Genomic DNA, 26,006 nt, shown 5'->3' with positions numbered 1-26,006 from the left:
CCTCGAATTCAAATATCTTCTACTGCTTCCTCGATCGTATCTGTCAGCTTCTTGCTGAACACAACCGCGGCGTTGTAGCCCATACGCTTCAAGCGGAAGTTCATGGCCGCCACTTCTACGATAACAGCTAGGTTGCGGCCCGGGCGCACCGGAATCGTAATCTGCGGCACTTCCGCGTCCATAATCTTTAGTTTTTCCTCATCAAGACCGAGGCGATCATATACTTTCTGCGGATCCCAAATTTCCAAACGAATAACAAGTGAGATTCGTTTGTAATTGCGAACAGCCCCGGCACCGAATAAGGTCATGACGTTAATGATCCCCAGCCCGCGAATTTCCAGCAGATGCTGGATCAGCTCCGGCGCGCTGCCAATCAACTGATTCTCCTGTGTCTGCCGGATTTCCACCGCATCGTCCGCGACAAGACGATGGCCGCGCTTGACAAGCTCCAGTGCAGTTTCACTTTTTCCAATCGCGCTTTGTCCTACCAACAAAACGCCGACCCCGTATACATCGACCAATACCCCGTGCATTGTGGTCGTTGGAGCAAGCCGTCCTTCCAGATATGTAGTCAGCTTACTGGATAACTTGGTAGTTGGAAGCGACGAAATCAACACCGGAATGCTGCGAGCCTCCGATTGACGAATCATCTCTTCCGGCACTTCGCAGCCATGTGCTATGCATATGCAAGGCGTTTTCTCATCAAGCAACTTGTTAATCCGCTCTTCTCGTTCAGCTTCACCAAGCGTTACAAAAAAGCCCAGTTCCGTTTTGCCAAGAAGTTGTATGCGCTCAGCCGCATAAAAATTAAAATACCCCGCCATTTCAAGGCCAGGACGGCTAATATCGCTTACCGTAATCTCGCGCCGCAACCCCGCTTTTCCGCTCACTACCTTCAGCTGAAAGTGATTCACAATGTCGCGCACCTGGGTTTTCTTCAAGAAGCTCCACCCTTTCCCTACATCATAATATTTTAATTGTATCATACAGCCATTATGAATTTGAAAATACGAGTCAAAAAACGGGACGACCAAACAGCACACACATCCCTTTTCCGAAAAAACATACGTGAGATGGAAAAGCAATGAAAACGTTTGGCGTCCCGTTCTTTATGGATTGCCGTATCTCCTTTATGGCTGCATCTGCAAACGTGCTTCAGAGCGCTTGCGGTCACGCTCCAAAATCGGCGCCAGGAATTGTCCGGTGTACGATTCTTCAACCTTGACGACCTCTTCCGGCGTGCCTTCTGCGACAATCATCCCACCGCGGCTACCACCTTCCGGCCCAAGATCGATAATATAGTCGGCCGTTTTAATGACGTCCAGATTGTGCTCAATCACAAGCACGCTGTCACCGGCATCCACCAGGCGCTGCAACACTTTCAACAGGCGGTCAATATCATCAATATGAAGGCCTGTCGTCGGTTCATCCAAAATGTACAGCGTCTTGCCGTTACTGCGGCGGTACAACTCTGAAGCCAGCTTCACGCGCTGGGCTTCCCCGCCCGACAGCGTGGTGGCCGGCTGACCAAGCTTAATATAGCCAAGTCCCACATCATACAACGTTTGCAATTTGCGTTGAATGCGCGGAATGTTTTTAAAGAACTCCAGTGCATCCTCTACCGTCATTTCCAAAACATCAGCAATATTTTTGCCTTTGTAGCGCACTTCCAGCGTCTCGCGATTGTACCGTTTGCCATGACATACTTCACACGGCACGTATACATCTGGCAAAAAATGCATTTCGATCTTGATAATGCCGTCGCCGCGGCATGCTTCGCACCGGCCGCCTTTTACATTGAAACTAAACCGACCCTTTTGGTAGCCACGCACCTTCGCTTCATTCGTCTGCGCGAACAGATCGCGAATATCATCAAACACTCCGGTGTATGTAGCCGGATTGGAGCGCGGCGTCCGCCCGATCGGAGACTGGTCGATGTCAATCACTTTATCCAGGTGTTCAAGCCCTTCCAGCTTGCGGTATGCGCCCGGTTTTTGCTTTGATTTGTGCAATTCGCGGGCCAGCGCTTTATGCAAAATTTCATTAATAAGCGTCGATTTGCCCGAACCGGACACTCCGGTTACACACGTAAACACGCCGAGCGGCACTTTCAAATTCACATTGCGCAGGTTGTTTTCCTTCGCCCCGAGCACTTTAATCCATTTGCCGTTCGGCTTGCGACGCTCCAGCGGCACCGGGATGAATTTTCGGCCGCTCAAGTACTGACCTGTTAGCGAATGTTCATCATTCATCACTTCCTGAGGCGTACCCTGCGCCACAACCCGTCCGCCGTGGATGCCAGCCCCCGGCCCAATGTCAATAATATAATCAGCTGCCAGCATTGTATCCTCGTCATGTTCAACGACGATCAACGTGTTGCCTAAATCGCGCATATGTTCAAGCGTCTTGATCAGGCGGGCGTTATCGCGCTGGTGCAGACCAATGCTCGGCTCATCAAGAATATATAGTACACCCATCAGACTGGAACCGATCTGCGTCGCCAGACGAATGCGCTGAGCTTCTCCGCCTGACAACGTGCCAGCGGAACGACTCATCGTTAAATAATCAAGACCGACATCGATTAAGAACTGCAGGCGCGCTTTAATCTCTTTCAAAATCAGGCGGGCAATCTGCATTTCTTTTTCCGTCAGCTTGAGGTTATCGAAAAACATGTAGGCGTCGGCAACGGACAAATCGGTAACGTATGCGATGTTTTTCCCGTTGATCAGCACGGACAATACTTCCGGACGAAGACGGTGCCCTTTGCACGCCGGGCATTTTTTCTGACTCATATACATCTCCAACTGCTGGCGCACATGGTCAGATCCCGTTTCACGATAGCGCCGTTGTACGTTGTTCACGACTCCTTCAAACGTCATATACGTATCGCGCACCGTTGGGCTAAAATCGCTCTTGTAGCGAAAATGTATTTGTTCGTTACCGCTCCCGTACAACAGCACATGCTGCTGCTCTTCCGTCAGTTCTTCGAACGGCTTGTCCATATCGATGTTATAATGTTTGGCCACACAGGTCAAAATCTGCTCATAATAATTAGAAGTAGCGCTGTTCCATGGCTCCAACGCGCCTTCGTTAATGCTTTTGGACGGGTCCGGTACAACTAAATCCGGATCGACTTCTAGCTGACTGCCCAAACCGTCACATTTGGAGCAGGCACCGAACGGACTGTTGAATGAGAACATACGCGGTTCCAAATCCGGCATGCTAAACCCGCATATCGGGCATGCGAGATTCTGACTGAACAGCAGTTCTTCCTGTCCGATAATATCCACCAATACCCGTCCTTCGGCAAGGCGCAACGCTGTCTCCAACGAATCGGCAAGACGGCTCTGGATGCCTTCTTTTACTACAATCCGGTCAACGACCACTTCAATCGAGTGCTTCTTATTTTTCTCTAGCTTGATCTCTTCCGATAGATCGCGCACTTCTCCATCAATGCGAACGCGCACATAACCCTGGGTACGAATTTCATTAAGCAGCTTCACATGCTCGCCTTTACGTCCCTGCACAAGTGGCGCGAGGATTTGCAGGCGCGTTTTTTCCGGATAAGCGAGAATACGATCTACCATCTGCTCCACGGTTTGCGCCGTAATCTCCACGCCGTGTTCCGGGCAATACGGCCGCCCAATGCGGGCAAAAAGAAGACGGAGATAATCGTAAATCTCCGTGACCGTTCCCACGGTAGATCGCGGATTGCGGCTCGTCGTCTTCTGATCAATGGAAATAGCCGGTGACAAGCCGTCGATAGAGTCCACATCTGGTTTGTCCATCTGCCCAAGGAACTGGCGCGCATACGCGGAAAGGGATTCGACATAGCGCCGTTGTCCTTCCGCGTAAATCGTGTCAAACGCCAGCGAAGATTTGCCTGAACCGGACAGCCCAGTCAATACAACGAACTTGTCGCGTGGAATCGTGACGTCTATATTTTTTAGATTATGGGCGCGTGCGCCCTTGATGACAATATTTTCGCGGCTCATCTGTTCTTTCATCCCTCCGCTTTTAACTCAAGAATTAAATCGCGCAATTCAGCGGCGCGCTCAAAATTCAACGCGCGCGCTGCCTCTTTCATTTCGGCTTCAAGACGCGCAATAACGTCCTTCTTCTCCTTCTTGCTCAGCTTGCTGTACGCTTTCTGCGGCAAATATTCTTCCTGTTCCTCCGCTACCTTTGTCGCTTCAATCACATCGCGCACCGCTTTACGAACGGTCTGCGGCGTAATGCCATGCTCTTCGTTATACGCAATCTGTTTTTTGCGGCGGCGGTACGTCTCTTCCACCGCACGCTCAATCGATTGCGTCATTTTGTCAGCATACATAATGACGTGACCATTGGCGTTGCGCGCGGCCCGGCCAATCGTCTGAATCAAGGAGCGCTCATTGCGCAAGAATCCTTCTTTATCGGCGTCGAGAATGGCCACTAGCGAAACTTCTGGTATATCCAATCCTTCCCGCAGAAGATTGATTCCAATCAGTACATCGAACACTCCCAGACGCAAATCGCGGATAATCTGCATCCGTTCAATCGTTTTAATATCCGAGTGTAAATAGCGAACTTTGACTCCGACTTCTTTCAAGTAATCCGTTAAATCTTCGGCCATCTTCTTTGTAAGCGTCGTGATAAGTACGCGCTCATTCTTCACGATGCGCTCGTTAATCTCGCCTAGCAAGTCGTCGATCTGACCTTTGGTCGGGCGAATATCAATCGTCGGATCAAGCAGCCCGGTTGGACGAATCACCTGTTCCACTACGTCCGGCGCTTTCTCAAGTTCATACGGCCCAGGCGTCGCTGATACATAAATAATCTGATGGATATGTTTCTCGAATTCTTCGAATGTCAACGGGCGGTTGTCTGCGGCGGACGGCAGGCGGAATCCGTGTTCGATTAGCATATCCTTACGTGCTTTATCTCCATTGTACATGCCGCGGATTTGCGGCAATGTAATATGCGACTCGTCCACCATAATGAGAAAATCGTCGGGAAAGTAATCAAGCAGCGTATACGGCGTCGCCCCCGGGGGCAATCCGTTCAGGTGGCGCGAATAATTCTCCACGCCGGAGCAATAGCCCATTTCCTGCAACATCTCAATATCGTAGCGGGTTCGTTGTTCAAGGCGCTGCGCTTCCAAAAGCTTTCCTTTCCCTTTCAGGTAGGCAAGCCGTTCTTCCAGTTCTTCCTCAATACTTTTGATGGCCCGCCGCAGACGCTCCGGGCCGGTCACATAGTGAGAAGCCGGAAAAATCGCCACATGCTCGCGCTCATGCAGCACCGCTCCGGTTAACGTATCAATCTCAGTGATACGCTCAATCTCGTCACCGAAAAACTCAACGCGAATCGCATGTTCACTGTTGGAAGCCGGGAAAATTTCCACGACATCGCCGCGTACCCGGAACGTGCCACGCGTGAAATTGACGTCATTCCGGTTGTACTGAATATCTATCAGCCTGCGCAGCACCTCATCCCGGCTTTTTTCCATGCCGCGACGCAAGGAAAGAAGCATAGCGCCGTATTCCTGCGGCGAACCTAAACCATAAATACAGGACACACTGGCAACAATGATGACATCATTGCGCTCGAACAAGGCGCTGGTGGCCGAGTGGCGCAGTTTATCGATTTCCTCATTGATGCTGGCATCCTTCTCAATGTACGTATCCGACTGTGGAATATATGCTTCCGGCTGGTAATAGTCGTAATAGCTTACGAAATACTCAACTGCGTTGTTCGGGAAAAATTCTTTGAACTCGCTAGCAAGTTGCGCCGCAAGCGTCTTGTTGTGCGCAATGACAAGCGTCGGCTTATTAACTTTACTGATCACCTGAGCCATCGTAAATGTTTTCCCCGTTCCTGTAGCCCCAAGCAAAGTCTGATGTTTTTTACCGTTCACAATTCCTTCCGTCAGCTTCGCAATGGCGGTCGGCTGGTCCCCTTTCGGTTCGTAATCGGAGACAAGCTCGAACTTTTTGTTGAGCTTTTCCAAAGTTTCACCATTCCTTCTATTAAAATGCTGCCATTAATTATATCACATTATATTTACGAAAAAGGGGGTTCCAGAAATTTTTTTCGAACTAATGTTCCGATCAAATTTGTAAAGAATAAGAGCAACCCTCTCCTTCTCCCCAAGCGCTTTTGCCTTTTTCGCTTCATACGCAAAAATACGCAAAAGAGGCAACCCAGCAACGGGGAAAAAGAGAGGGCTGTCATCCCTACTCCGTCAAACTAATTCCTTTAAGCCAGCGATAACCAATGTACGTTCCGGCGAAGCCGCTGGCAACGCCTAATAAAATAACCGGCAAAGGCTGCTTCGGACCATCGAAGACAGCCATCATGATGCCAAGGGTCACAATGGCGCCTACCCATATATTAAGTGCCACACGCGAAATCACCGCCGCGAGAAGAAGCGGAACGAGTAAGGCAAGCACGTATTTTATGATCATAATGTTACATCCTTTCCCTGTTCAAAGGGGACTTCATACGATTCATTGTTGCGGCGCGTCCGGACTTTGCGGAATAAACCGAATAATCGGTTGTACCCTCCCTGTTCAACATATTCGTCCGTTTCTACATCAGGCGCCAAGATAAGCCCCAGTTGATGGTGATCACCCTGATATACAGAACGCTGAACATACTTAATATGTCCTTCCCTGTTCATTACTTCCATTTTACAGAAAGCCGATTGCCGCTGCAATGCCAGATAAATCGCCGCTTTATTGTTAATTTCGCGTCCGTTAATACGCAAAATTACATCGCCAGTAATAATTTCCATCTCATCCGCCGGACTTCCCGGCACAACAGCCAATACCCGGACACCTTTTTTCAATTGCACATATAGCGGAGTATACAATCGACGCTGCCATTTCCCGTAAATACGAAACGCCTCATGCCCAAGCAGGGAAAGCAGACCTCCGAATACAGCGACAGGAAGCCAATACACGCCCGCCCAGGCCAGCACAAACAGCAAAATCCCGAATAGCATGATTCGTCTGCCCGCCTGTTTCGCTTTCTCCTGCGGTGTAGACAATACCGCCAAATCAGCATATCCGATTACGGTTGGGATCGGCAATAAACTCAATGCCGCTGCTCCCGCGTAAAAAAGCGGCCACCAGCCGGATGCATCTATAGCATAAGTGCCGCCCGGAACACCTGATACAAACAACACAGCCGGGATCATCCAATATTTTTGAATCACATATGCACCAACTACCCGTCCGCGCTGGCTTTTGATCAGTACAGGAGAGAATCCTTGTTTCGGCGTCAATTGCACAAGCAACCCTTCAGCAATATGCAGTAAAGCGACCAGTGCCAAAACGCCTGGAATATTCACTGCCCGCAGCCATAGAAGCAATTGGCCAAGCCATCCATCCGCACCATCAGGCGGAACCAATCTTGCCAAAACCGACACAATCGCTAAAAAACCGCCGCTGTATGCGAATGATAAAAAGCGAATGTTTATCAAAGCAAAAAGGATGCTTATCCCCCATAACAGCACAACATCATAATAGGAAAGAGCGATTCCGAAGAGAAGCAGAAGCGCGGAAACACCCACGCCCGCAAGCGCACCCAGCAGAAGCGAGCGGAGGAGCTCTCCCGGCGCCGAAGTCAAACGCACATGAAACAGCTTGCGCTCCTGAACAACCTGTTTATGATAGTGCCAAAACAAAAGCAAAGCAAATATATACAAAGCAGGACTTAATAAAAACTTCGGAATCTGTATCAGTACATCCAGCAAGAATCCTGACCAATCACCCATTTCCCATCCTCCGATTTAAAAAATCGAGCCAACATATGCCAGTGTCCTTTGAAACCAATCATCCTGTAAGAAAAACCACTTCTATTATAGTAAAGAAAAAGCCACGACATAAAGGCCGTGGTTCTATAATTCTACAAACGGTAGGGCGAACCCTCCCTGATTTCTAATTTGTCTGTTGGGATAATACTTCGATGGCCGCCTGTAGTTGCAAATCGTTTTTCGGGTCTCGAATGCGTTTTATCAACTCTTCCTGCATCAAACCTGCCGTTTTTTTATCTACCTTGCCGGTCATCGGCAGCTGGTGCAGATTTTGGAAGATTTTAACCGCTGCTTCCGTGCGAGCGTCAAAATACCCGTCCATGCGACCCGGCGCCTGTCCAAGTCCTTTGAGAATTAATTGCAAATTCTTCACATCAGAGCTTGTCATATCGCGCTTCAGTTCCACACCATCCGGTAACAGAACCGCTTTGAAATAATCAGGTTGCTCAATTTTCACATCCGGTATTACGCCTTTTTTGTGAATCCAGGTACCGTCCGGTGTCAACCATTTGGCTACCGTGATTTTCAATTGGCTGTCATCTTCGAGCGGCATCGTGTTCTGCACGGTTCCTTTGCCAAATGTATTCGTGCCGACGACTTTATATCCGCTGCTTTGCAGCGCGGCAGCCAGGATTTCTGAAGCGCTGGCACTTCCCTTGTCCGTCAGCACAACGATCGGATATGCAGCTTTTCCTTTCTCGGAACGAAACACTTCCTTTTTACCATCACTATATTGAATTTGTAAAATAATCCCCTTATCCGGCACAAGCAAATTTCCAATCTCCACAACAGAATCCAGCAAGCCGCCCGGATTGCCGCGCACATCAACAATCAAGCCATCGATTCCTTTTTCTTCAAGCTTTTGCAATTCATTAGCAAAGTGTTTAGCCGTATCCTGTGAGAACTGGGTAATCTCCAGCTTGCCGAACGTTTTGCCATCACGCTGAATCGTTTCGCTGTAAACCGTCTCAATCGGGATATCATCACGGATAACCACGATACGCAACGGTTCGGATAAACCTGGACGCATGATTTCAAGCTCCGCCTTCGTTCCTTTTGGCCCGCGGATATGCATCACCGCGTCACTTAAGCTCATCCCTTGCAAGCTTTTGCCGTTAACTTTCAAAATTTGATCTTCTGGACGAAGGCCCGCTTTCTCAGCAGGGGAACCTTTGATCGGAGAAACGATGGTTACCCGGTCATTCTTCAGTGTTACTTCCGCACCGATACCTTCAAACGTTGATTGCAAAGACGAATTAAAGTCTTTCGTTTCTTTCTGATTCATATAATCGGAGAACGGATCATCGAGCGTCTTCACCATCCCCTCGATGGCGCCATCAATCAGCTTGGCTTTATCCTGCTTCTCCAATGCTGTATTTTCGATTAACTGATAAGCTTCGTACACTTTTGCGAAATCGGGATTTTGCGGTACTGCCTGTCCCGACGCCGCCTGTCCCTCAGGCACGCGGGTGCCGTTCTGACCGAAACCCTGTCCAAAAAATTTGGCCGCCGCTAAGGTAACAATGCTGGTGGAAACGACGACAAGAAGAAGCATCACAAAAAGCGTACGGCGTTTTACATACAATATAAAAACACCACCTTTGATCAATCCGATTTACCACCTAGTATATGACAGATATATCAGGGATATATCTGTTATTGCCAAATTATCGCAAATATGACATCGGATCGACTTTCTGACCATTACGAATGACTGTAAAGTGCAAATGCGGGCCGGTAGCACGCCCCGTAGAACCGACTTCCGCAATCTTTTGGCCCGCCTTTACCTCCTGCCCCTCAGACACGACAATTCCACCATGACGGATGTGGGCATACAATGTGCTTAAGCCGTTTCCATGATAAATAATAACAGTATTGCCATACCCATTCATATAACCTGTGGAAGCTACCACACCATCCGCAGCCGCATAAATCGGCGTTCCCTGCGGAGCAGCCAAATCGGTGCCATCGTGGAACTTACGGGTATGAAGAATCGGGTGAATACGATAGCCAAAAGAAGAAGACATGCGAGCACCGGAAACAGGCCAAACGAACTGCCCACCGGAATGAACGGGCGGCAGAGACCAGCTTCCGGCATCAGAAGAAGAGGCACGGCGAGCCTCTTCTTCTGCCCGACGTTTCTCTTCGATCTTCTGCTGTAGCTGATTGACAAGCTCAAGCGACGCATGCTCCTGTTCCTCCTGGATTTCTAGCAATTCGCCCTCTTTTGCTATCAACTCTTTCAGAATACGCTCCCGCTCCTGTTTCTGCTCTTCAAGCTGCGCGGCCAGCTGCTGGGCTTCTGCCTGCATTCTCTTTAAATTCTGCAATTCTGTTTCGATTTGTTTCTTTTTCTCCGCAATAATGTCACGGTCGCGCTTATTGTCTTCAAGAATCGTCACGTCCTGTTCAACAATCGACTTCACAGCATCCAATCTTTCAAGAAAGTCACTGAAATCCTGGGAGCCCAGCAAAACTTCCAGATAAGAGATGTCCCCTGCTTCATAAATAGCGGATACGCGTGTTTTTAGCAATTTGTCGCGCTTCTCTACTCGGATAATGGCTTCTTGAAGCTGCTTGGCCGCTTGCTTCAGTTCAGCAGTTGTTTTCTCGATCTCTTTGTTTAACTCGTCGATTTTCGCCTGGGTTTCATTCATCTTCAAATCAATGCTCATGATATCTTCTTTGGTCGACTGTTGCTGTGCTTGGATACTACTAATTTGCTGTTTGATTGAGCTTACTCTATTCTTTGCTATCTGACTCTCTCGCTTAATTCTATCAATTTCCTTTTGAACATTCGCGACTTCATTAGCCTGGCTGACCGCCGGAGTCATTCCCGTAAAAAGAATGGTAGCCGCCAGCGGAATCAGGAACTTCTTCGCCATCTTTTCCTCCTCATAATTCTTGATTTTTTATATATGTAAAAACCGTCGCACGGACATTAAGCTTCCCCAGATACCAATAAAAGCGCCGATTCCAAGCAACACAAGCGAAACTTCCAGCATAAGCGGATATATCGGCAAAAGATGCAAAAAATAAAGCGCAAGCTGTTGCTCCACAAAATCTAGCAAAGAGGCGTATCCTACACTTAAGACAATGATCGGCACAATAGCGCCAATGATCCCCATAAGTGCTCCTTCCACAAAAAACGGCCACCGGATAAAGCCGTTGGTCGCGCCAACAAGCTTCATAATCTCGATTTCCCGGCGCCGTGCTATAATGGTTAATTTAATCGTATTGGCAATCAAAAACATTGCCGTAAACGCAAGGGCAATAATAAATGCCACGATGACAAAGCGAATCACATCCGTTACGGCGAACAGCTTCTTCGTCGTTTGCTCAGCATAGTTAACCTTCTTCACACCGTCGATCGCTTCGATTTTCTGAGCCAAGGCTCCGGTTTGCTGCGGTGTTTTCGCTTTGACAATAAAGGTGTCCGGCAAAGGATTTTCTTTCTCCAGTCCGTTCAAATAGTCACGTTTATCGCCAAAACTTTCTTTCAAGTTCTTCAGCCCTTCTTCTTTTGAAACAAACCTCACCTCGGCGGCGTCAGGCAGCTTCTTAAGCGCGCCTTCCACCTTCTTCACCGTTGCATCGTCAGCTGTTACGTCGAGTGAAACACGAATCTCGACCTGTTTCTCCACGGTCTGGACAAGGTGCTGAATGTTCATCGCCATCATCAAAAAAACGCCGAGAATTAAGAGAGTAATCATCACCGCGCTAATAGAAGCGAACGTCATCCAGCCATTCCGGCCAAGATTCTTGAATCCTTCGCGCATGTGACGGGAAAGCGTGCTAGTCTTCATAGCCATACTCCCCTCTCTGCTCATCCCGAACGATCCGTCCTGCCTCAATCGCAATCACCCGCTTGCGCAGGCTATTTACAATTTCTTTATTATGTGTAGCCATAACAATGGTTGTCCCGCCCCGATTTATCTCGAGCAATGTCTGCATAATATCCATCGATGTCTCCGGATCAAGATTTCCGGTCGGTTCATCGGCGATAATGAGATCAGGTCGATTTACAATCGCGCGCGCAATTGCCACGCGTTGCTGTTCCCCTCCGGACAACTGGTCAGGAAGTGAGCGCGCTTTGTGTTTCAGCCTTACAAGCTCCAACACTTCCATTACGCGCGGCTTAATTTTTTTCCTGGACTCTTCAATAACTTCCATTGCAAACGCTACGTTTTCGTAGACGGTCAGTTTCGGAAGTAGCTTAAAGTCCTGAAAAACGACACCAATCTTCCGCCGCAGATAAGGAATTTGACGCTCTTTGAGACGATTGATATGAAAATCGTTAATCACAATTTGCCCTTTTGTCGCTTTTTCCTCGCGGTACATCAGTTTAATAAACGTTGATTTTCCCGCACCGCTCGGTCCGACGACATAGACGAACTCCCCGTCTTTGATGCGGACATCAATTCCCTGAAGGGCCACGGTTCCGTTCGGATACGTCTTCCATACATCCTGCATTTCTATCAAAAAAATCACCCAAACTATAATTTTTTCTATCGCTTCCGTGGAAATGACATCATCCAACAATAAACGCCTTTTCTATTATACCATTTGTCGAGCAAAACGCATGAAGAATCGCACATTATTTCCGACAATTTTCTAGCAAAAAAAAACATCCCCTTCTTGTAAAAGGGGATGGCCTCACCGATAGTCTCTATTTCTCTTCTATCCTTCCATTTCATCCTATTTATAAGAGTTGAACGTTTATCTTCTTGATATGTTCTTCCACCCATACGTGTGTTTGTTTTAGCTGAACCTCGGCGGCAGCAATCTGAATTTCTACTTGATTCTTCGCCGTGCCACCCAGCACATTGCGTGCATTGACAACGTTCACAGGATTGAGCGCTTCATAAATATCCTCTTCGAATTGTTCAGAGAACTGTCTGAACTCATCCAAGCTCATATCCAGCAAGTACTTCCCCTGCTCAATACAATACAACACGCTTCTTCCTACAACTTCATGAGCCTGACGAAAAGGCATACCTTTTCCAACCAAATAATCCGCCAAATCAGTAGCGTTGGAGAAATCATGCGCCACCGCCTGACGCATGTTTTCTTTCTTGACTTTCATCGTGCGAATCATCGGAGCAAACAATGATAGCGCGCCATGAAGTGTGGCGACTGTGTCAAACATGCCCTCTTTGTCTTCCTGCATGTCTTTATTATACGCAAGCGGCAACCCTTTGAGAACCGTAAGCATACCGATTAGACTGCCGTATACCCGACCCGTTTTGCCGCGGACAAGTTCCGCCACGTCCGGATTTTTCTTCTGGGGCATAATGCTGGAGCCTGTGCAAAACGCGTCGTCCAATTCCACGAAGTTAAACTCGTCGCTCATCCAGAGAATCAGTTCTTCGCACAAACGAGAAAGATGCATCATCAGCAGGGAAGCATTGGCCAAAAATTCAACAATAAAATCGCGATCGCTTACCGCGTCCATACTATTCGTGTAAACGGCGTCAAATTTCAACAATTCAGCCACGTATTCGCGGTCGATCGGGAACGTCGTACCCGCCAGCGCGCCGGCTCCCAGAGGCAAGACGTTAATTCGCTTCCAGCTATCCATCAACCGTTCCGCATCGCGCTGTAACATGGAATAGTACGCCATTAAATGATGCGCGAACAATACCGGTTGTGCCCGCTGCAAATGCGTATAGCCCGGCAGAATGGTGTCGATGTTTGCTTTCGCCTGCTCAAGCAGCGACTCCTGCACCTTCACGATTAAATCAACAATTTCGACGACACGCGCACGCAGGTACAAATGCATATCGGTCGCGACCTGGTCGTTGCGACTGCGCCCGGTATGCAATTTGCCGCCCACCGGTCCAATTTGTTCAATCAGCATTTTTTCCACATTCATATGCACGTCTTCGTTCTCAACCGTAAACTCTGCTTCACCCGCTTCGATCATGGCAGCCACCTTTTTCAAGCCTTCCGCAATCGTGGCCGCCTCATCTTCGCCGATAATGCCGCACTTGCCCAGCATTGCCACGTGCGCGAGGCTTCCGGTGATGTCCTCTTTCCACAATTGCTGGTCGAACCCGATGGATGCCGTATATTCTTCTACAAGTTTATCGGTTGCTTTGGTAAATCGACCGCCCCATAGCTTCATGAATGCAGGCGTTTTCCTTCTCTCCACCTCAAGAAAGAAAACGCCTTTCCCTCCTCTCAAACCTCGATTCTCCTGTCAATCTCAAGCATTTTTATTGCTTGATTGCTTCTTTTTTATCAATAACGACCGCTTTCGGCGCATGGTCCAGTTTGTCTTTATTCGTTTGTACGAACACTTTTGTCGGCAGGCCCCACAGTTTGACAAAGCCGATCGCCGCCTGATGGTCAAACGTATCTTCCGTACCATATGTCGCCAAGTTTTCATCGTACAGAGAGGATGCCGACTTTCTTCCGACTACGATCGCATGACCTTTGAACAGTTTCACACGGATGGTACCTGTCACAAATTTTTGCGTTTCTTCCACGAACGCCTTGAGCGCATCCATAATCGGTGAGAACCACAGGCCTTCATAAATAACCTGGGAGATTTTTTGCTCAATAATCGGCTTAAACTGCGCCACTTCGCGTGGTTGTGTCAAGAACTCCAGTTCGCGATGCGCCAGAATAAGCGTAATTGCTCCTGGGGCTTCATATACTTCGCGGGATTTGATGCCAACGAGACGGTTTTCTACATGGTCAATGCGCCCCACGCCGTGTTTGCCCGCAATTTTGTTCAGTTCGAGAATAAGTTCACTTAGCGGCATCTCTTTGCCGTTTAACGCTACAGGTTTGCCCTGGATGAACTCAATTTCGATTTCCTCTGGAGCGTCCGGCGTATCTTCCAGGTGAGCCGTCAGGTCATATGCACCTTTCGGGGGCTCGTTCCAGGGATTTTCTAGTTCACCGCATTCGCACGCACGGCCCCAAAGATTTTGGTCAATGCTGTATGGGTTGTCAAGGTCAACCGGAATCGGAATGTTATGCTTCATCGCGTACTTGATTTCCTCATCACGGCTCATGCCCCATTCACGTACCGGAGCGACAATTTTCAAGTTCGGATTAAGGGCTGTGATCGAAACGTCGAAACGCACCTGATCGTTCCCTTTGCCTGTGCAGCCGTGGGCCACGGCAACTGCACCCTCTTCTTCCGCAATATCAACGAGCACTTTCGCAATAAGCGGGCGGGACAGGGCGGATACGACCGGATATTTGCCTTCATACATTGCGTTCGCTTTTAGTGCTGGCAAAACAAATTCATTCGCAAACAATTCTTTTGCATCCACAACGTATGATTTAATGGCACCAACCTGCAGCGCTTTGTCGCGTACAAACTCCAAATCCTTGCCTTCGCCGACGTCAAGCGCTACGGCGATAACGTCATAATTGTACGTTTCCTGCAACCATTTAATCGCCACAGATGTATCTAAACCGCCAGAATAAGCCAGAACAACTTTTTCTTTTGCCATTGTTCAAATCCTCCCCTTCTCTACTCGTGCATATTATGTCACGTCTCACACCATGCATTTCCTATGAAATATTATGCAATTTTATTAATAAAAATTCAATAGATTTTTTGCAAAAAAATATTAGGCTTACTGGCTTCCATTATTTTTCCTTTTTTTCTGCTTCAGTATCAACACGCTGTTGCATTGCTTTGGCATCGGCGCCGAGAATCTGGTCAGTATCATCTTTGATGGAAGCAAACATGCGGGTGAGGCGTTTGTTAACTTCACCGAATACAGTGCCTTCTTCATAGTCTCCCTTTTCATCGCAAGTCCCGGCCTCCACGCCCGTAAGAATCTCAATTCCTTCCTCAATGGTACGTACTTGCCAGATATGGAATTGCCCGGACTCTACCGCTTCGATGACTTCGGGTCGAAGCATTAAATTTTTCACATTCTGGTGCGGAATAATAACCCCCTGCTTACCGGTCAAACCAATCGCCTTGCATACCGCAAAGAAGCCTTCGATTTTCTCATTTACACCGCCGATCGGCTGGATTTCGCCCCATTGGTTCACCGATCCTGTCACGGCGATGCCCTGCTTAATTGGAATGCCTGATAGCGAAGACAGGAGCGCATATAGTTCGGTGCTTGAAGCACTGTCCCCATCAACCATGCTGTATGTCTGTTCGAACGTAATGCTCGCTGACAAGGGAAGCGGCTTATTCTGAGCAAATTTTCCCGCCAGGTATCCGCTCAAAATAAGCAAGCCTTTATGATGTAGCTGACCACTTAGTGAGGTTTCCCGTTCAATATTGATAATACCCTGGCGCCCGATAAACGTACGAGCCGTAATACGGTGCGGCTGGCCAAACGTGTAATCGCCTGTTTGCATTACTGCAAGCCCGTTAATCTGCCCCACTTTCTCACCGTCCACATCGACCATAATCGTGCCCTCTTCAATTAATTCCCGCATTTTCTCATCCAGCCGATTGGCACGGTATTCTTGCTCCGCAAGCGCTTGCCGCACATGACGTGCTTCCACTACCGGGCTGCCTTCTTCTTCTGCCCAGAAGCTCGCCTCCACAAGCAAGCGATTTACATCGTGAAATCTGGCGGTCAATTTGCGCTGATCACCGGCCAGACGCGTACTGTAATCCATTAGCTCCGCCAGAGCGGAACGATGAAACGGCAGCAAGCCTTCTTTCTCGCAATAATTGCGAACAGAAGCCGCAAATTCCCGGTACTTTCGGCCATCTTTTTTCATATCCGTGTCAAACTCGACCTTGACTTTAAAAAGTTTATGGAAGTCCTCGTCCAGTTCAGATAACAAGTAGTATACATACGGGCTGCCAATTAAAATAACTTTTACATCCAGCGGAATTGCCTCCGGTTTCAGGCCGCTTGTAGCGATAAGCCCATATTCTTCCGCAGGGGTCTCAATACGGAGCTTTTCCGTTTTCAATACCCGCTTCAAAACATGCCAGGCCAGTGGATTACGCAAAAGCTCTCCCACCTGCACGATCAAATATCCCCCGTTCGCCATATGCAAAGATCCCGGTTTAATCATTGTGAAATCGGTCGTCATCGTGCCGAATGTACTCCGGTATTCGATACGCCCGAACAAATTGTAATGGGTCGGGTTGCTTTCAAAAATAACCGGAGCGCCGGATGTTCCGCTGTTATCGACCAATACATTTACCTTGTAGCGCAGCAAGTTCGCTTCTTCGTTCCGTTGCAATAACCGTGCCATCGCTCCCATTTCGGAAGGTTCGTCTTTAAAAAAGTGGTAATTATCAATGACGTCTTCTTGATACGCGCGCAAATATTCGCGCACTTTTTCATCTTCATACTGCGCAAACAGCGGCTGAAACAGATGCTGTACGGCCTGGCGGACGGAATCTTTGTTTAACTGGGCAATTTGCCGTTCGACCTCTTTTTCGATTAGCTGAATTTGTCGTACCGACTCGGCGACTTCCTGTTCTAGCTTTTTGCTTTTCTCTTTAATCTCCTGGCGCGTAACCTCAGACAGGCGATTAAATTCCTCATTGCTGAGCGGTTTTCCGAACATAAGCGGAACCGTGATAATTCCGCCTTCGGACGTACGTTCCAGCGAGAAATTGAACTCACGCGCGAGTTCATCAAGCTTTTTCCATTGTTCCTGCGCCCTTTTCTCGAAATTTTGCAAAACTTGACGGCGTTGCTTTTCGTATTCGTCCCCGGCAAACGTTTTCCGTACCTCCCGCTCAATATCCTGAATCAACTCTTCCATTCTTGCCTTGAATTTCATGCCCTCTCCAGCCGGAAATGATAGTGCTAGCGGATGGTCAGGGCGGGTGAAGTTATATACGTAACACCAATCGTCAGGCACGGGCTTTCCTTCCGCAGCTTGGCGCGCTTTCACCTTGGCGTATGTGGTTTTGCCGGTGCCCGGGGAACCTGCAACAAACAAATTATATCCATGCTTTCTGACTTTCAGTCCGAAGTCCATTGCGCGCACGGCCCGATCCTGACCGATGATTCCTTCCTTAAGCGGTTCGATTTCCGCCGTCGTCTCACATGGAAATACTTCCGGTGGTGTCATGACACGTAATTTAGATACTGGAACTTTTCTTTGTTCTAAAGTTTCTTGGGCAACACGCTTCCACATCGTTGCTCATCCCTTTCTTCAGCTATCTACTCTATACATTAATGAACCTCCTCCACTTACCATAGGTTGAAGTGGGGGTTTCTGAACTATCCATCTCGGCAGAACAGGCGATCAGCGGGTTGTCGCTGATCTCACAGACACGTGCCGTCTGCGAGGGGAATCATTCAGCAACACACCCTTACGGGCGTGGGTCGGAACAAACCATCTACTACTTCTCGCTTAGGCGATCCGTAGATACGTGGGTTTCTGAATTTCAAACGGCAAGGACTGAATCCGGTTTTCATACAACACTTTGGACAGTAGATTCGCCGCACCGTGAATGTCCCGATGTTGGGTATAGCCGCACGAACAGCGATACATACGCCCACGCACGTTCTTTTTCGCCCCGCAAACCGGACAGGTTTGCGATGTATAGCGTTCCTTGCGCTTATGGAGCATGATGCCTTCCGCCTTCAGTTTGTACGTTAGGTACTTCTTTACTTTCCCAAACTGCCACTGGCTCATTCGCTGATTGTGGCAGCGAGAACGTTTCTTTTTGCGTTTACTTTTAGAAAGAAGATATTGTTTGGCTCGATTGTACCGCTTCCACTGACGGCTGTATTTCTGGCACTTGCTCATTTTTCGCTGAAGCTCTGCAAGCTTCTTGTTACGCAGGCGGTGAATACTTCGGATTTTGCGTCCGGTCACAATGAGACTGTCTCCAGTTGTTGCGACGGCTGCAAGCGTATGAATTTCACCCGGGTCAATGGCGCATATATGCGAACCCGGCGGGTTCGGTGCTTGACGCTTGCCTTCCCAGATGCCGCGACTCAACGAAATGCGCCCGTTGGGATGAATGGTAAAACCGTCCGCCGCCCACTTTGTGTTGAAATACTTATTTTGCTTATATGGATAGCGGACGTTCGTGTGCCCTTCCTTCCGGGCCTGATGTGCGCTATCTCGCGCCCAAAGATATTTGTGGCACACAGCTTGTATGCTCTGGCTGTGCATTGGGAAACGACGCTTCAAGCGTTTTTGCAGTTCGGTTTTACCGATCCACTGCCCGGTTTGCTGGTGGTAGACTTTCGCTTCAGCCAAGCACGTATTCCACACTTCTGCCGAGAAGCGATTTAAGGCAAACAGGGCATCTATGGTAGAGCGGGATGCGGTAAAAGCGACTTTTGCAGTTCGAATCATTCGAATCCCCTTCTTTCTCACTACGAACGTACATTCCTAGTATACAACGAATAGAAGGGAAAAAGAAGCACGATTCATCTCCCACCTACGCCGGAGGCGTGGAGGAAGGGGACTTCTCGCGTGTTATGTTAAAATAATCCCCAAAGCTCTCCTTCTTTTCGTAAGTCCAGCCACCATTTTGGCAAAGGAAACAAGAAAGAGAAGTTTATGTAATTATTTATTCGAGGATTGTTCATTTTTTAAAACTATCCACATATATAAGTATATAATTATATACATTCCAATTGACAGTTTAACAGCCAATACGACCAATACGACGTAGTACTCGTTCTGGACAAGATTGTGTAAAGTCTAAAAATCGCTGAACCGCCTGTTCAATCTCCGATTGATTTTGTGAAACACGTTTGAAATGACACTATCTTTAAGCCAGCGCCAAAGCTTTTCAATTGGATTTAGATTGGGTGAATACGGCGGCAAAAACAATAAGTAGAGTCTCTGATGATGCTCTTTTAGAAAAGGACGAAGGAGTTCGGCATGATGAATACGGGCATTATCGATGATCATAATGACCTTCTTGTTGGCATAGCGCTTCATCACTTTCTTCAAGAATTCCAGAAAAGAAGCGGCATTACAGGAATCTGCCGTTGTACAGAATATGTCGCCGGTTTGCGTATCTACGGTTCCGAATAAAGTCACCTGAGCGTGATGACCGTATGTTGGAATCTGCTTCTGTTCTCCTTTCGGAGGCCATGTAGCCCGAAGGGTTTGACATGGGTCTCGTCTTGTGCAATTCGATCCATTTTTGAAGCAGGCGGGTATCCCACAATTGAGACGGTTCAATCCCTTCCTGTTCCGGTGTGCTTTCCAATATCACTTTTTTCACCTCCATTTGTTCTTCTGGTGAGAGATACGGTTGTTTTCCCAGAGGGAAATCACGCTGAAGAAGTTCAGCTATCCCACCTCGATTAAACATCTTGACATACGTAGAGACAGACTGGCGACAAATGCCCAGTACTTCTGCATCTTACCGTAGAAAAACCTTCAAGAATCAGCCGAACAACCGTCACACGCTGCCGAAAAAAAGCATCAGAAATCGCACGCTCTTCCTTTCGTAACGTTTCACTCGTAAATCCGTGAGTGTTTGTAATCAGTGATTTTTTCATAACGTAATCCGCTCCTTATCATTGTGATGATAGGAGCCAGTATTGCCAAATAACCGTTTGTTAAACTCTTAATCGGTAGCTATATACAAGCTTTTTTTGTCGAATAAAAGAAGAAAAAAAAGAGAGTAAAGTAAGTACGCCGGAGCCTGAAAACGGCTATTATGTGAAAGATGAACGAGAAAAGCGGTTTGCCTAAAACCAAAAAGGGATTTTTCGCAGGCATGAATATGTGTATGATGAGTATTACGACTGTTACATCAAAAAGGAATTAAAAAAATGATGATGCAGGCGATGCTTGTTTTTGCATGCATGAACTTGAAAGAGTTAGCCACCTGGCTCTGGAAGCCGGGTGGAACGAAGCGTAAGCTTCCTGTTTTTTCTTGATTTTCCCATTAAAAAGCATACAAACTCCCTTGGCAGTGTTATCTGTAAGGGAGTTTGTCTTCAGTCTGAGGTTGCTTTATTACTATAAAGCAACATATGCTTTTTTGTTATTTTCCTATTTCATTAGTGCTACCAAAATCGCTTTCTGAGCGTGCAGACGATTCTCGGATTGATCAAATACGACCGATTGCGGCCCGTCAATAACTTCCGCTGCCACTTCCTCGCCGCGATGCGCCGGCAGACAATGCATAAAGATCGCGTCCGATTTCGCCTTTTTCATCAGTGTTTCGTTTACTTCGAACCCTTTAAACTTCATGAGGCGCTCCTGCTGTTCAGCCTCCTGTCCCATGCTCGCCCATACATCTGTGTATACGATATCAGCGTCTGCCACCGCTTCCTCCGGGTCATTCGTAATAAGCACTTGCGCGCCGCTTTCTTCAGCAAACGTATACGTCATTTCTGTTACGCCCGCATCTGGCATGTAACCTTCCGGCGAAGCGACAGCTACGTTCATACCCACTTTGGCCGCGCCGATCATCAGTGAATGTACCATGTTGTTTCCATCACCCACATACGCCAGCTTCAGTCCTTCCAGTCCACCTTTGTGTTCGATAATCGTCTGGAAGTCAGCCATGACCTGACACGGATGCTGCATATCTGTCAGGCCATTGATGATCGGAATCGAGGCGTAATCAGCCAGCTCCTTGACCATCGCGTCCGAATACGTACGAATCATAATGCCATCCAGATAACGAGAAAGCACTCTTGCTGTATCCGGGATCGGCTCGCCACGGCCAATTTGCAGATCGCGTCCGCTCATAAACATCGCCATACCGCCTAACTGGTACATGCCAACTTCAAATGATACACGCGTGCGTGTGGACGCTTTATCGAAAATCATGCCGAGCGTTTTGCCAGCCAAGTGCGGATGGGGAATCCCCTGCTTCTGTTCGGATTTTAGCTTAGCTGCCAAATCCAGCAGATACATAATTTCGTCTTTTGTATAATCGGAAAGACAAAGAAAGTCTTTTCCTTTTAATTGTTCCGTTACTACCATTTATCTCACAAGCTCCTTTCTTTTTATTTCTCGCAAGTACTCTCCCAAATCGTTCACATCACCCGCTTCAAAACCGTGGACTTTAAGATAAGAAGCAAACGTATCCAGGAAAGTAAAACATGGAATGTTAAGGGCAAGTGCCAATTGACGCAGTTCAAATCCGAGGCGTCCCCGCTTATTGCCAAGCGTCGGCGTGTTTACAAACGCTTTAACCGGGCGCTCCGCGCAAATCGCCTTCACACGCTCCTGCGTCTCGACAACCTCCGCAACCTCTGCGCCATGCTCTTTTACTAAAGCGGCTGTTCCCGGCGTCGCGATAATGTTCACGTTCAGCTCTTTGAGCATTTGAATGTACGGAATGAAATCTTTCTTATCCTGATCGGACAGCGACAGAAGAATCGTATCGCCTTTCGCAAGCCAATCGCAGGCTCCCGTTTTCCATGCCATCGCCTTAGCGATCGCTTCTTCTATTGAAAAGCTAAGGCCAATTACTTCGCCCGTCGATTTCATTTCCGGCCCCAGCGCCGGGTCTACACCATTCAATTTAATCGTGGAGAATACAGGAGCTTTGATCGCGTAGAACGGAATGCACGGCAGAATGCCTGTGCCGTACCCCATATCTTTCAGCTTCTCGCCCATTTGTGCCCGCGTGGCCAGCGCCACCATTGGTACTCCAGTCACTTTGCTGACAATCGGCACCGTGCGGGAAGCTCTTGGATTGACCTCCAGCACGTAAATCTTGCCTTTTGTATCAATAACGAGCTGAATGTTAATCAATCCGCACGCTTTCATTTCTTTCACGATCAACGCGACATGGCGACCAATCTCTTTCTGCTGCGCGTCGGTTAACTGCGGTGACGGGAAAATCGCCATACTGTCACCAGAGTGAACCCCGGCGCGCTCAATATGCTGGAAAATGCCTGGAATCAAAATATCTTCACCGTCGCAGACCACGTCAACTTCCACTTCCATGCCTGATACATATTTGTCAATCAAAAGTGGGAACAGCGCGCCTGAAGACGTGTACCGGTTCCAGTCTGCAAAATATTGATCCAGTTCTTCCGCGCTGTGAACAACGACCATGCCGCGGCCGCCAATCACGTAGGATGGACGGACGAGCACCGGATACCCAAGTTCTTCTGCAACAAGGTGCGCGCCTTGCTGGCTATTGACACCCCGACCTGGAATGTGCGGGATGTTCAGCTTGCGCAGCATTTGATAGAACAATTCACGATCTTCGACCATATCGATCGCCTCTACTGATGTACCGTACACATGCACGCCGGCTTTATGCAGTTTATCGGCCAAATTGATCGCCGTCTGGCCGCCGAACTGCACCATAACACCGTCTACCTGCTCTTTTTCGATGACGTTCAATACATCTTCTAATGCCAGTGGTTCAAAATACAATTGATCAGCCGTATTGTAATCGGTCGATACCGTTTCTGGATTGTTATTGATGACAACCGCGGAAATTCCCTGCTTGCGTAAAGCTTTTGCCGCATGAACAGAACAGTAATCAAATTCAATCCCCTGGCCAATTCGGATCGGGCCGGAGCCGAGCACCAGCACTTTTTTCCCGTCCTTTTTCACCGATACTTCGTCACGTCCCTGCCAGGTAGAATAATAATAAGGTGTAGCGGCAACAAATTCAGCCGCGCACGTATCTACCAGTTTGTAAGCAGGCGCAAGATTCCATTCTTTCAATCTTGTGCGTACTTCTTCAAAACTTACGCCGCACAGGCTGGCGATCGTACTATCCGCAAAACCGCGCAGCTTCGCCTCTTTCAGCAATTCCGGCGTCAACTTGCGCCAGCGTGCTTCTTTCAGTTCTTCTTCCAGACGAATAATACGGGCCAAAGCGTTGAGAAAGAAACGGTCGATCGATGTTTTATCATGCAGTTCATCCACGCTCATGCCGCGTCGAAGCGCTTCAGCGATGTAAAAAATGCGCTGGTCGGTCGCATTGACCAATTGGTTTTCGATTTCTTCATCGCTCGCATCCTTCACATAAGGCAACTCTATGTGCTGCACGCCGTTCTCCAGCGAACGGATGCCTTTGAGCAGCGCGCCTTCCAGCGTCCGGTCAATCGACATCACTTCACCGGTTGCCTTCATCTGCGTACCCAGCGTACGATCCGCATGTGGGAACTTATCAAACGGCCAGCGTGGCACTTTGGCTACGACATAGTCGATCGCCGGCTCAAAGCTAGCATATGTGTATCCAGTAATCGGATTCACGACTTCATCCAAATGGTAACCGAGCGCCAGTTTCGCCGCGATGCGAGCAATGGGATAACCTGTCGCTTTCGATGCCAGAGCTGAGGAACGGCTCACGCGCGGGTTGACTTCAATCAAATAATACTTATCGCTATGCGGATCAAGCGCGTATTGAATGTTGCAGCCGCCAACCACCCCAAGCGCACGAATTACCTTACAGGCAACAGAACGCAGCATCTGGTACTGGCGATCCGTTAATGTCTGCGATGGCGCAAATACAATAGAATCACCCGTATGTACGCCGACCGGGTCAAGATTTTCCATGTTACAAACGATAATGCACGTATCGTTGGCGTCACGCATCACCTCATATTCGATCTCTTTCCAGCCTTTGATGCTGCGCTCGATCAACACCTGCCCGATCGGGCTGGCGTTTAAGCCGCGTTTAGCGACAATCCGCAATTCCTCCTCATTACTCGCGAAGCCGCCGCCCGCACCGCCAAGCGTATAGGCCGGACGCACAATAACCGGATAGCCGATCACTTCTGCGAACGCCACCGCGGCTTCCACAGTTGTAACCGTTTCGCTTTCCGGAATGGGCTCACCGATCTCCTGCATCATGCGTTTAAATTCTTCACGGTCTTCACCACGTATAATCGTTTCAAGCGGCGTACCAAGCAGCTTGACATTGTATGTTTCAAGTACGCCCGCTTTGGACAATTCTACCGCCAGATTGAGTCCCGTCTGGCCGCCAAGCGTTGGCAGGATTCCGTCCGGACGCTCTTTGGCAATAATTTTTTCTACTGCTTCTACCGTGAGCGGCTCCATGTATATGCGATCAGCCACCTCATCGTCGGTCATGATGGTTGCCGGGTTATTGTTTACAAGTACAACTTCCACGCCTTCCTCGCGCAATGCTAGGCAGGCCTGCGCGCCGGCATAATCGAATTCGGCCGCCTGCCCGATAACGATCGGGCCGGAGCCAAGCACAAGTACTTTGTTAATGTCGGGTAGTTTAGGCATAGCTTTTCTCTCCTGTTACCTGGCATTGTTGGATGAACTCGTTAAACAGGTAGCCCGTATCATGAGGGCCGGCGTGCGCTTCCGGATGAAATTGTACGGAGAAAACCGGAAGCTCTTTGTGGCGCACACCTTCCACCGATTTATCGTTCACATTGATAAACGTCAATTCAAGGGATGTGTTCGCAAGCGAATCTTTTTTCACCACATAACCGTGGTTCTGTGACGTTACATATACTTTGCCGGTGCGCAAATCTTTCACCGGGTGGTTGCTTCCACGGTGCCCGTAAGGCAGGCGTTCCGTATCGCAGCCGAACATGAGCGAAATCAATTGATGGCCCATGCAAATTCCCATCGTCGGGTAGCTTTCGACGATTCGTTTTAATTCACTCAGTTGCGGCATCAAGTCTTTCGGGTCCCCTGGCCCGTTTGAAAGAAACACGCCATCCGGGTCGATGCTGACCACCTGGTGATACGTCACATTATACGGAACGACGGTAACGCGGCAGCCGCCATCAAGCAAGTGGTGTAAAATCGACTTTTTGTAGCCGAAGTCAATCAGCACGATATGCGGACCATCCGCTTCCTCTCCATACTCCTGCATCTGGCGGACGGAGACACCCGGAACCACGTCCTTGATCGGCTGCGGCGTGAAGAAAGCAAGCTTTTCTTTATCCGTCGTCAGCAGACCGTACACTTCACCGTGCGTGCGAACAATATGAGTAATGGCGCGCGTATCGATACCGGACAGGACGCTGATACCATACTGTTCAGCAATCTCGGCGAGCGTGTACCCCGCTTCGTAATGGCTCGGCTGATGGCACAAATCGCCGACCAAAAGCGCCTTGCAGGCCGGTTTGATACTTTCGAAGTCGCGTTCGTTAATGCCGTAATTTCCAATAAGAGGATACGTAAATGTAATCATCTGGCCGGCGTAGGAAGGGTCGGACAGAACCTCCTGGTATCCTGTCATTCCTGTATTAAATACGACTTCTCCCGTGCAATCTTCCGCGCTGCCGAACCATTCGCCTTCAAATATGTCACCCGTACTTAACACAAGATATCCTTTCATTTTTTCCACTCCTTT

The 26,006-nt window shown here is 48.6% G+C and carries 18 protein-coding genes; all 18 read right to left on the bottom strand.

Annotated elements, in window-relative coordinates; all coding sequences use genetic code 11:
• Window positions 1-8: 8 nt before the first annotated feature.
• The 18 genes from hprK to ACH33_RS02135 all read right to left on the bottom strand — a co-directional run bounded on the left by hprK (window position 9) and on the right by ACH33_RS02135 (window position 25,991).
• Entirely contained in the window at window positions 9-941 is a 933-nt protein-coding gene (hprK, locus tag ACH33_RS02215; RefSeq protein WP_057897537.1) for an HPr(Ser) kinase/phosphatase, read from the bottom strand.
• Window positions 942-1,130: 189 nt separating this feature from the next.
• Entirely contained in the window at window positions 1,131-3,995 is a 2,865-nt protein-coding gene (gene uvrA, locus ACH33_RS02210; RefSeq protein ID WP_057900214.1) for an excinuclease ABC subunit UvrA, read from the bottom strand.
• A gap of 8 nt (window positions 3,996-4,003) precedes the next feature.
• The gene (gene uvrB, locus ACH33_RS02205) at window positions 4,004-5,992 is read right to left on the bottom strand and encodes an excinuclease ABC subunit UvrB (RefSeq protein WP_057897536.1); all 1,989 of its coding nucleotides are present in this window, start codon (window positions 5,990-5,992) and stop codon (window positions 4,004-4,006) included.
• A gap of 226 nt (window positions 5,993-6,218) precedes the next feature.
• Window positions 6,219-6,449 (bottom strand): DUF2198 family protein, encoded by a 231-nt coding sequence (locus tag ACH33_RS02200; protein ID WP_057897535.1) that lies wholly within the window; start codon window positions 6,447-6,449, stop codon window positions 6,219-6,221.
• Window positions 6,446-7,762 carry a PDZ domain-containing protein gene (locus ACH33_RS02195; protein ID WP_057897534.1) on the bottom strand — a complete coding sequence of 439 codons (1,317 nt, stop codon included), beginning with the start codon at window positions 7,760-7,762 and terminating at the stop codon, window positions 6,446-6,448. Before ACH33_RS02195 ends, ACH33_RS02200 begins: the two co-directional genes overlap by 4 nt.
• A gap of 163 nt (window positions 7,763-7,925) precedes the next feature.
• Window positions 7,926-9,356: a S41 family peptidase gene (locus tag ACH33_RS02190; protein WP_057900213.1), complete on the bottom strand. Its 1,431-nt coding sequence runs from the start codon at window positions 9,354-9,356 to the stop codon at window positions 7,926-7,928.
• Window positions 9,357-9,468: 112 nt separating this feature from the next.
• Window positions 9,469-10,686: a murein hydrolase activator EnvC family protein gene (locus tag ACH33_RS02185; RefSeq protein ID WP_057897533.1), complete on the bottom strand. Its 1,218-nt coding sequence runs from the start codon at window positions 10,684-10,686 to the stop codon at window positions 9,469-9,471.
• A 27-nt stretch (window positions 10,687-10,713) separates the two neighbouring features.
• The gene (gene ftsX, locus ACH33_RS02180) at window positions 10,714-11,607 is read right to left on the bottom strand and encodes a permease-like cell division protein FtsX (protein ID WP_057897532.1); all 894 of its coding nucleotides are present in this window, start codon (window positions 11,605-11,607) and stop codon (window positions 10,714-10,716) included.
• The gene (gene ftsE, locus ACH33_RS02175) at window positions 11,597-12,283 is read right to left on the bottom strand and encodes a cell division ATP-binding protein FtsE (RefSeq protein ID WP_057900212.1); all 687 of its coding nucleotides are present in this window, start codon (window positions 12,281-12,283) and stop codon (window positions 11,597-11,599) included. Before ftsE ends, ftsX begins: the two co-directional genes overlap by 11 nt.
• 220 nt (window positions 12,284-12,503) lie before the next feature.
• Window positions 12,504-13,928: an argininosuccinate lyase gene (gene argH, locus ACH33_RS02170; protein ID WP_057900211.1), complete on the bottom strand. Its 1,425-nt coding sequence runs from the start codon at window positions 13,926-13,928 to the stop codon at window positions 12,504-12,506.
• 91 nt (window positions 13,929-14,019) lie between these two features.
• On the bottom strand, window positions 14,020-15,273 hold the full coding sequence (locus ACH33_RS02165) for an argininosuccinate synthase (protein ID WP_057897531.1): 1,254 nt from the start codon (window positions 15,271-15,273) through the stop codon (window positions 14,020-14,022).
• Between the two features lie 139 nt (window positions 15,274-15,412).
• Entirely contained in the window at window positions 15,413-17,899 is a 2,487-nt protein-coding gene (locus ACH33_RS02160; RefSeq protein ID WP_082705849.1) for a Lon protease family protein, read from the bottom strand.
• A gap of 219 nt (window positions 17,900-18,118) precedes the next feature.
• A complete protein-coding gene (locus tag ACH33_RS02155) occupies window positions 18,119-19,075 on the bottom strand; it encodes an RNA-guided endonuclease InsQ/TnpB family protein (protein WP_057897530.1) in 957 nt (318 codons plus the stop codon).
• 351 nt (window positions 19,076-19,426) lie between these two features.
• The gene (locus tag ACH33_RS19995; protein WP_236781948.1) at window positions 19,427-19,915 is read right to left on the bottom strand and encodes an IS630 family transposase; all 489 of its coding nucleotides are present in this window, start codon (window positions 19,913-19,915) and stop codon (window positions 19,427-19,429) included.
• A gap of 125 nt (window positions 19,916-20,040) precedes the next feature.
• Entirely contained in the window at window positions 20,041-20,238 is a 198-nt protein-coding gene (locus ACH33_RS19990; RefSeq protein ID WP_057897529.1) for a hypothetical protein, read from the bottom strand.
• 499 nt (window positions 20,239-20,737) lie between these two features.
• Window positions 20,738-21,679, bottom strand: coding sequence for an ornithine carbamoyltransferase (gene argF, locus ACH33_RS02145; protein WP_057897528.1), 942 nt, complete (start codon window positions 21,677-21,679; stop codon window positions 20,738-20,740).
• Window positions 21,680-24,922, bottom strand: a complete 3,243-nt coding sequence (gene carB / locus ACH33_RS02140; RefSeq protein WP_057897527.1) for a carbamoyl-phosphate synthase (glutamine-hydrolyzing) large subunit — start codon at window positions 24,920-24,922, stop codon at window positions 21,680-21,682.
• A complete protein-coding gene (locus tag ACH33_RS02135; RefSeq protein ID WP_156423986.1) occupies window positions 24,915-25,991 on the bottom strand; it encodes a carbamoyl phosphate synthase small subunit in 1,077 nt (358 codons plus the stop codon). The genes carB and ACH33_RS02135 overlap by 8 nt, the downstream gene beginning before the upstream one ends.
• Window positions 25,992-26,006 lie beyond the last annotated feature (15 nt).

Origin of the sequence: Aneurinibacillus sp. XH2 (assembly GCF_001439585.2) — a bacterium.
Taxonomy (GTDB): Bacteria; Bacillota; Bacilli; order Aneurinibacillales; family Aneurinibacillaceae; genus Aneurinibacillus; species Aneurinibacillus thermoaerophilus.
Note: the sequence above shows the minus strand (reverse complement) of the source record. Positions and strands in the feature narration are given on the sequence as shown.

What these genes read in the sequence shown, in the direction of transcription:
- ACH33_RS02185 (WP_057897533.1), bottom strand. Translation starts at nt 10,686, where the DNA reads ATGGCGAAGAAGTTCCTGATTCCGCTGGCGGCTACCATTCTTTTTACG.
- ACH33_RS02190 (WP_057900213.1), bottom strand. Translation starts at nt 9,356, where the DNA reads ATGCTTCTTCTTGTCGTCGTTTCCACCAGCATTGTTACCTTAGCGGCG.
- ACH33_RS02155 (WP_057897530.1), bottom strand. Translation starts at nt 19,075, where the DNA reads ATGATTCGAACTGCAAAAGTCGCTTTTACCGCATCCCGCTCTACCATA.
- ACH33_RS02135 (WP_156423986.1), bottom strand. Translation starts at nt 25,991, where the DNA reads ATGAAAGGATATCTTGTGTTAAGTACGGGTGACATATTTGAAGGCGAA.
- carB (WP_057897527.1), bottom strand. Translation starts at nt 24,922, where the DNA reads ATGCCTAAACTACCCGACATTAACAAAGTACTTGTGCTTGGCTCCGGC.
- uvrA (WP_057900214.1), bottom strand. Translation starts at nt 3,995, where the DNA reads ATGAGCCGCGAAAATATTGTCATCAAGGGCGCACGCGCCCATAATCTA.
- argF (WP_057897528.1), bottom strand. Translation starts at nt 21,679, where the DNA reads ATGGTAGTAACGGAACAATTAAAAGGAAAAGACTTTCTTTGTCTTTCC.
- ACH33_RS19990 (WP_057897529.1), bottom strand. Translation starts at nt 20,238, where the DNA reads ATGAAAAAATCACTGATTACAAACACTCACGGATTTACGAGTGAAACG.
- argH (WP_057900211.1), bottom strand. Translation starts at nt 13,928, where the DNA reads ATGAAGCTATGGGGCGGTCGATTTACCAAAGCAACCGATAAACTTGTA.
- ACH33_RS02195 (WP_057897534.1), bottom strand. Translation starts at nt 7,762, where the DNA reads ATGGGTGATTGGTCAGGATTCTTGCTGGATGTACTGATACAGATTCCG.
- ftsX (WP_057897532.1), bottom strand. Translation starts at nt 11,607, where the DNA reads ATGAAGACTAGCACGCTTTCCCGTCACATGCGCGAAGGATTCAAGAAT.
- ACH33_RS02160 (WP_082705849.1), bottom strand. Translation starts at nt 17,899, where the DNA reads ATGTGGAAGCGTGTTGCCCAAGAAACTTTAGAACAAAGAAAAGTTCCA.
- ACH33_RS02165 (WP_057897531.1), bottom strand. Translation starts at nt 15,273, where the DNA reads ATGGCAAAAGAAAAAGTTGTTCTGGCTTATTCTGGCGGTTTAGATACA.
- ACH33_RS02200 (WP_057897535.1), bottom strand. Translation starts at nt 6,449, where the DNA reads ATGATCATAAAATACGTGCTTGCCTTACTCGTTCCGCTTCTTCTCGCG.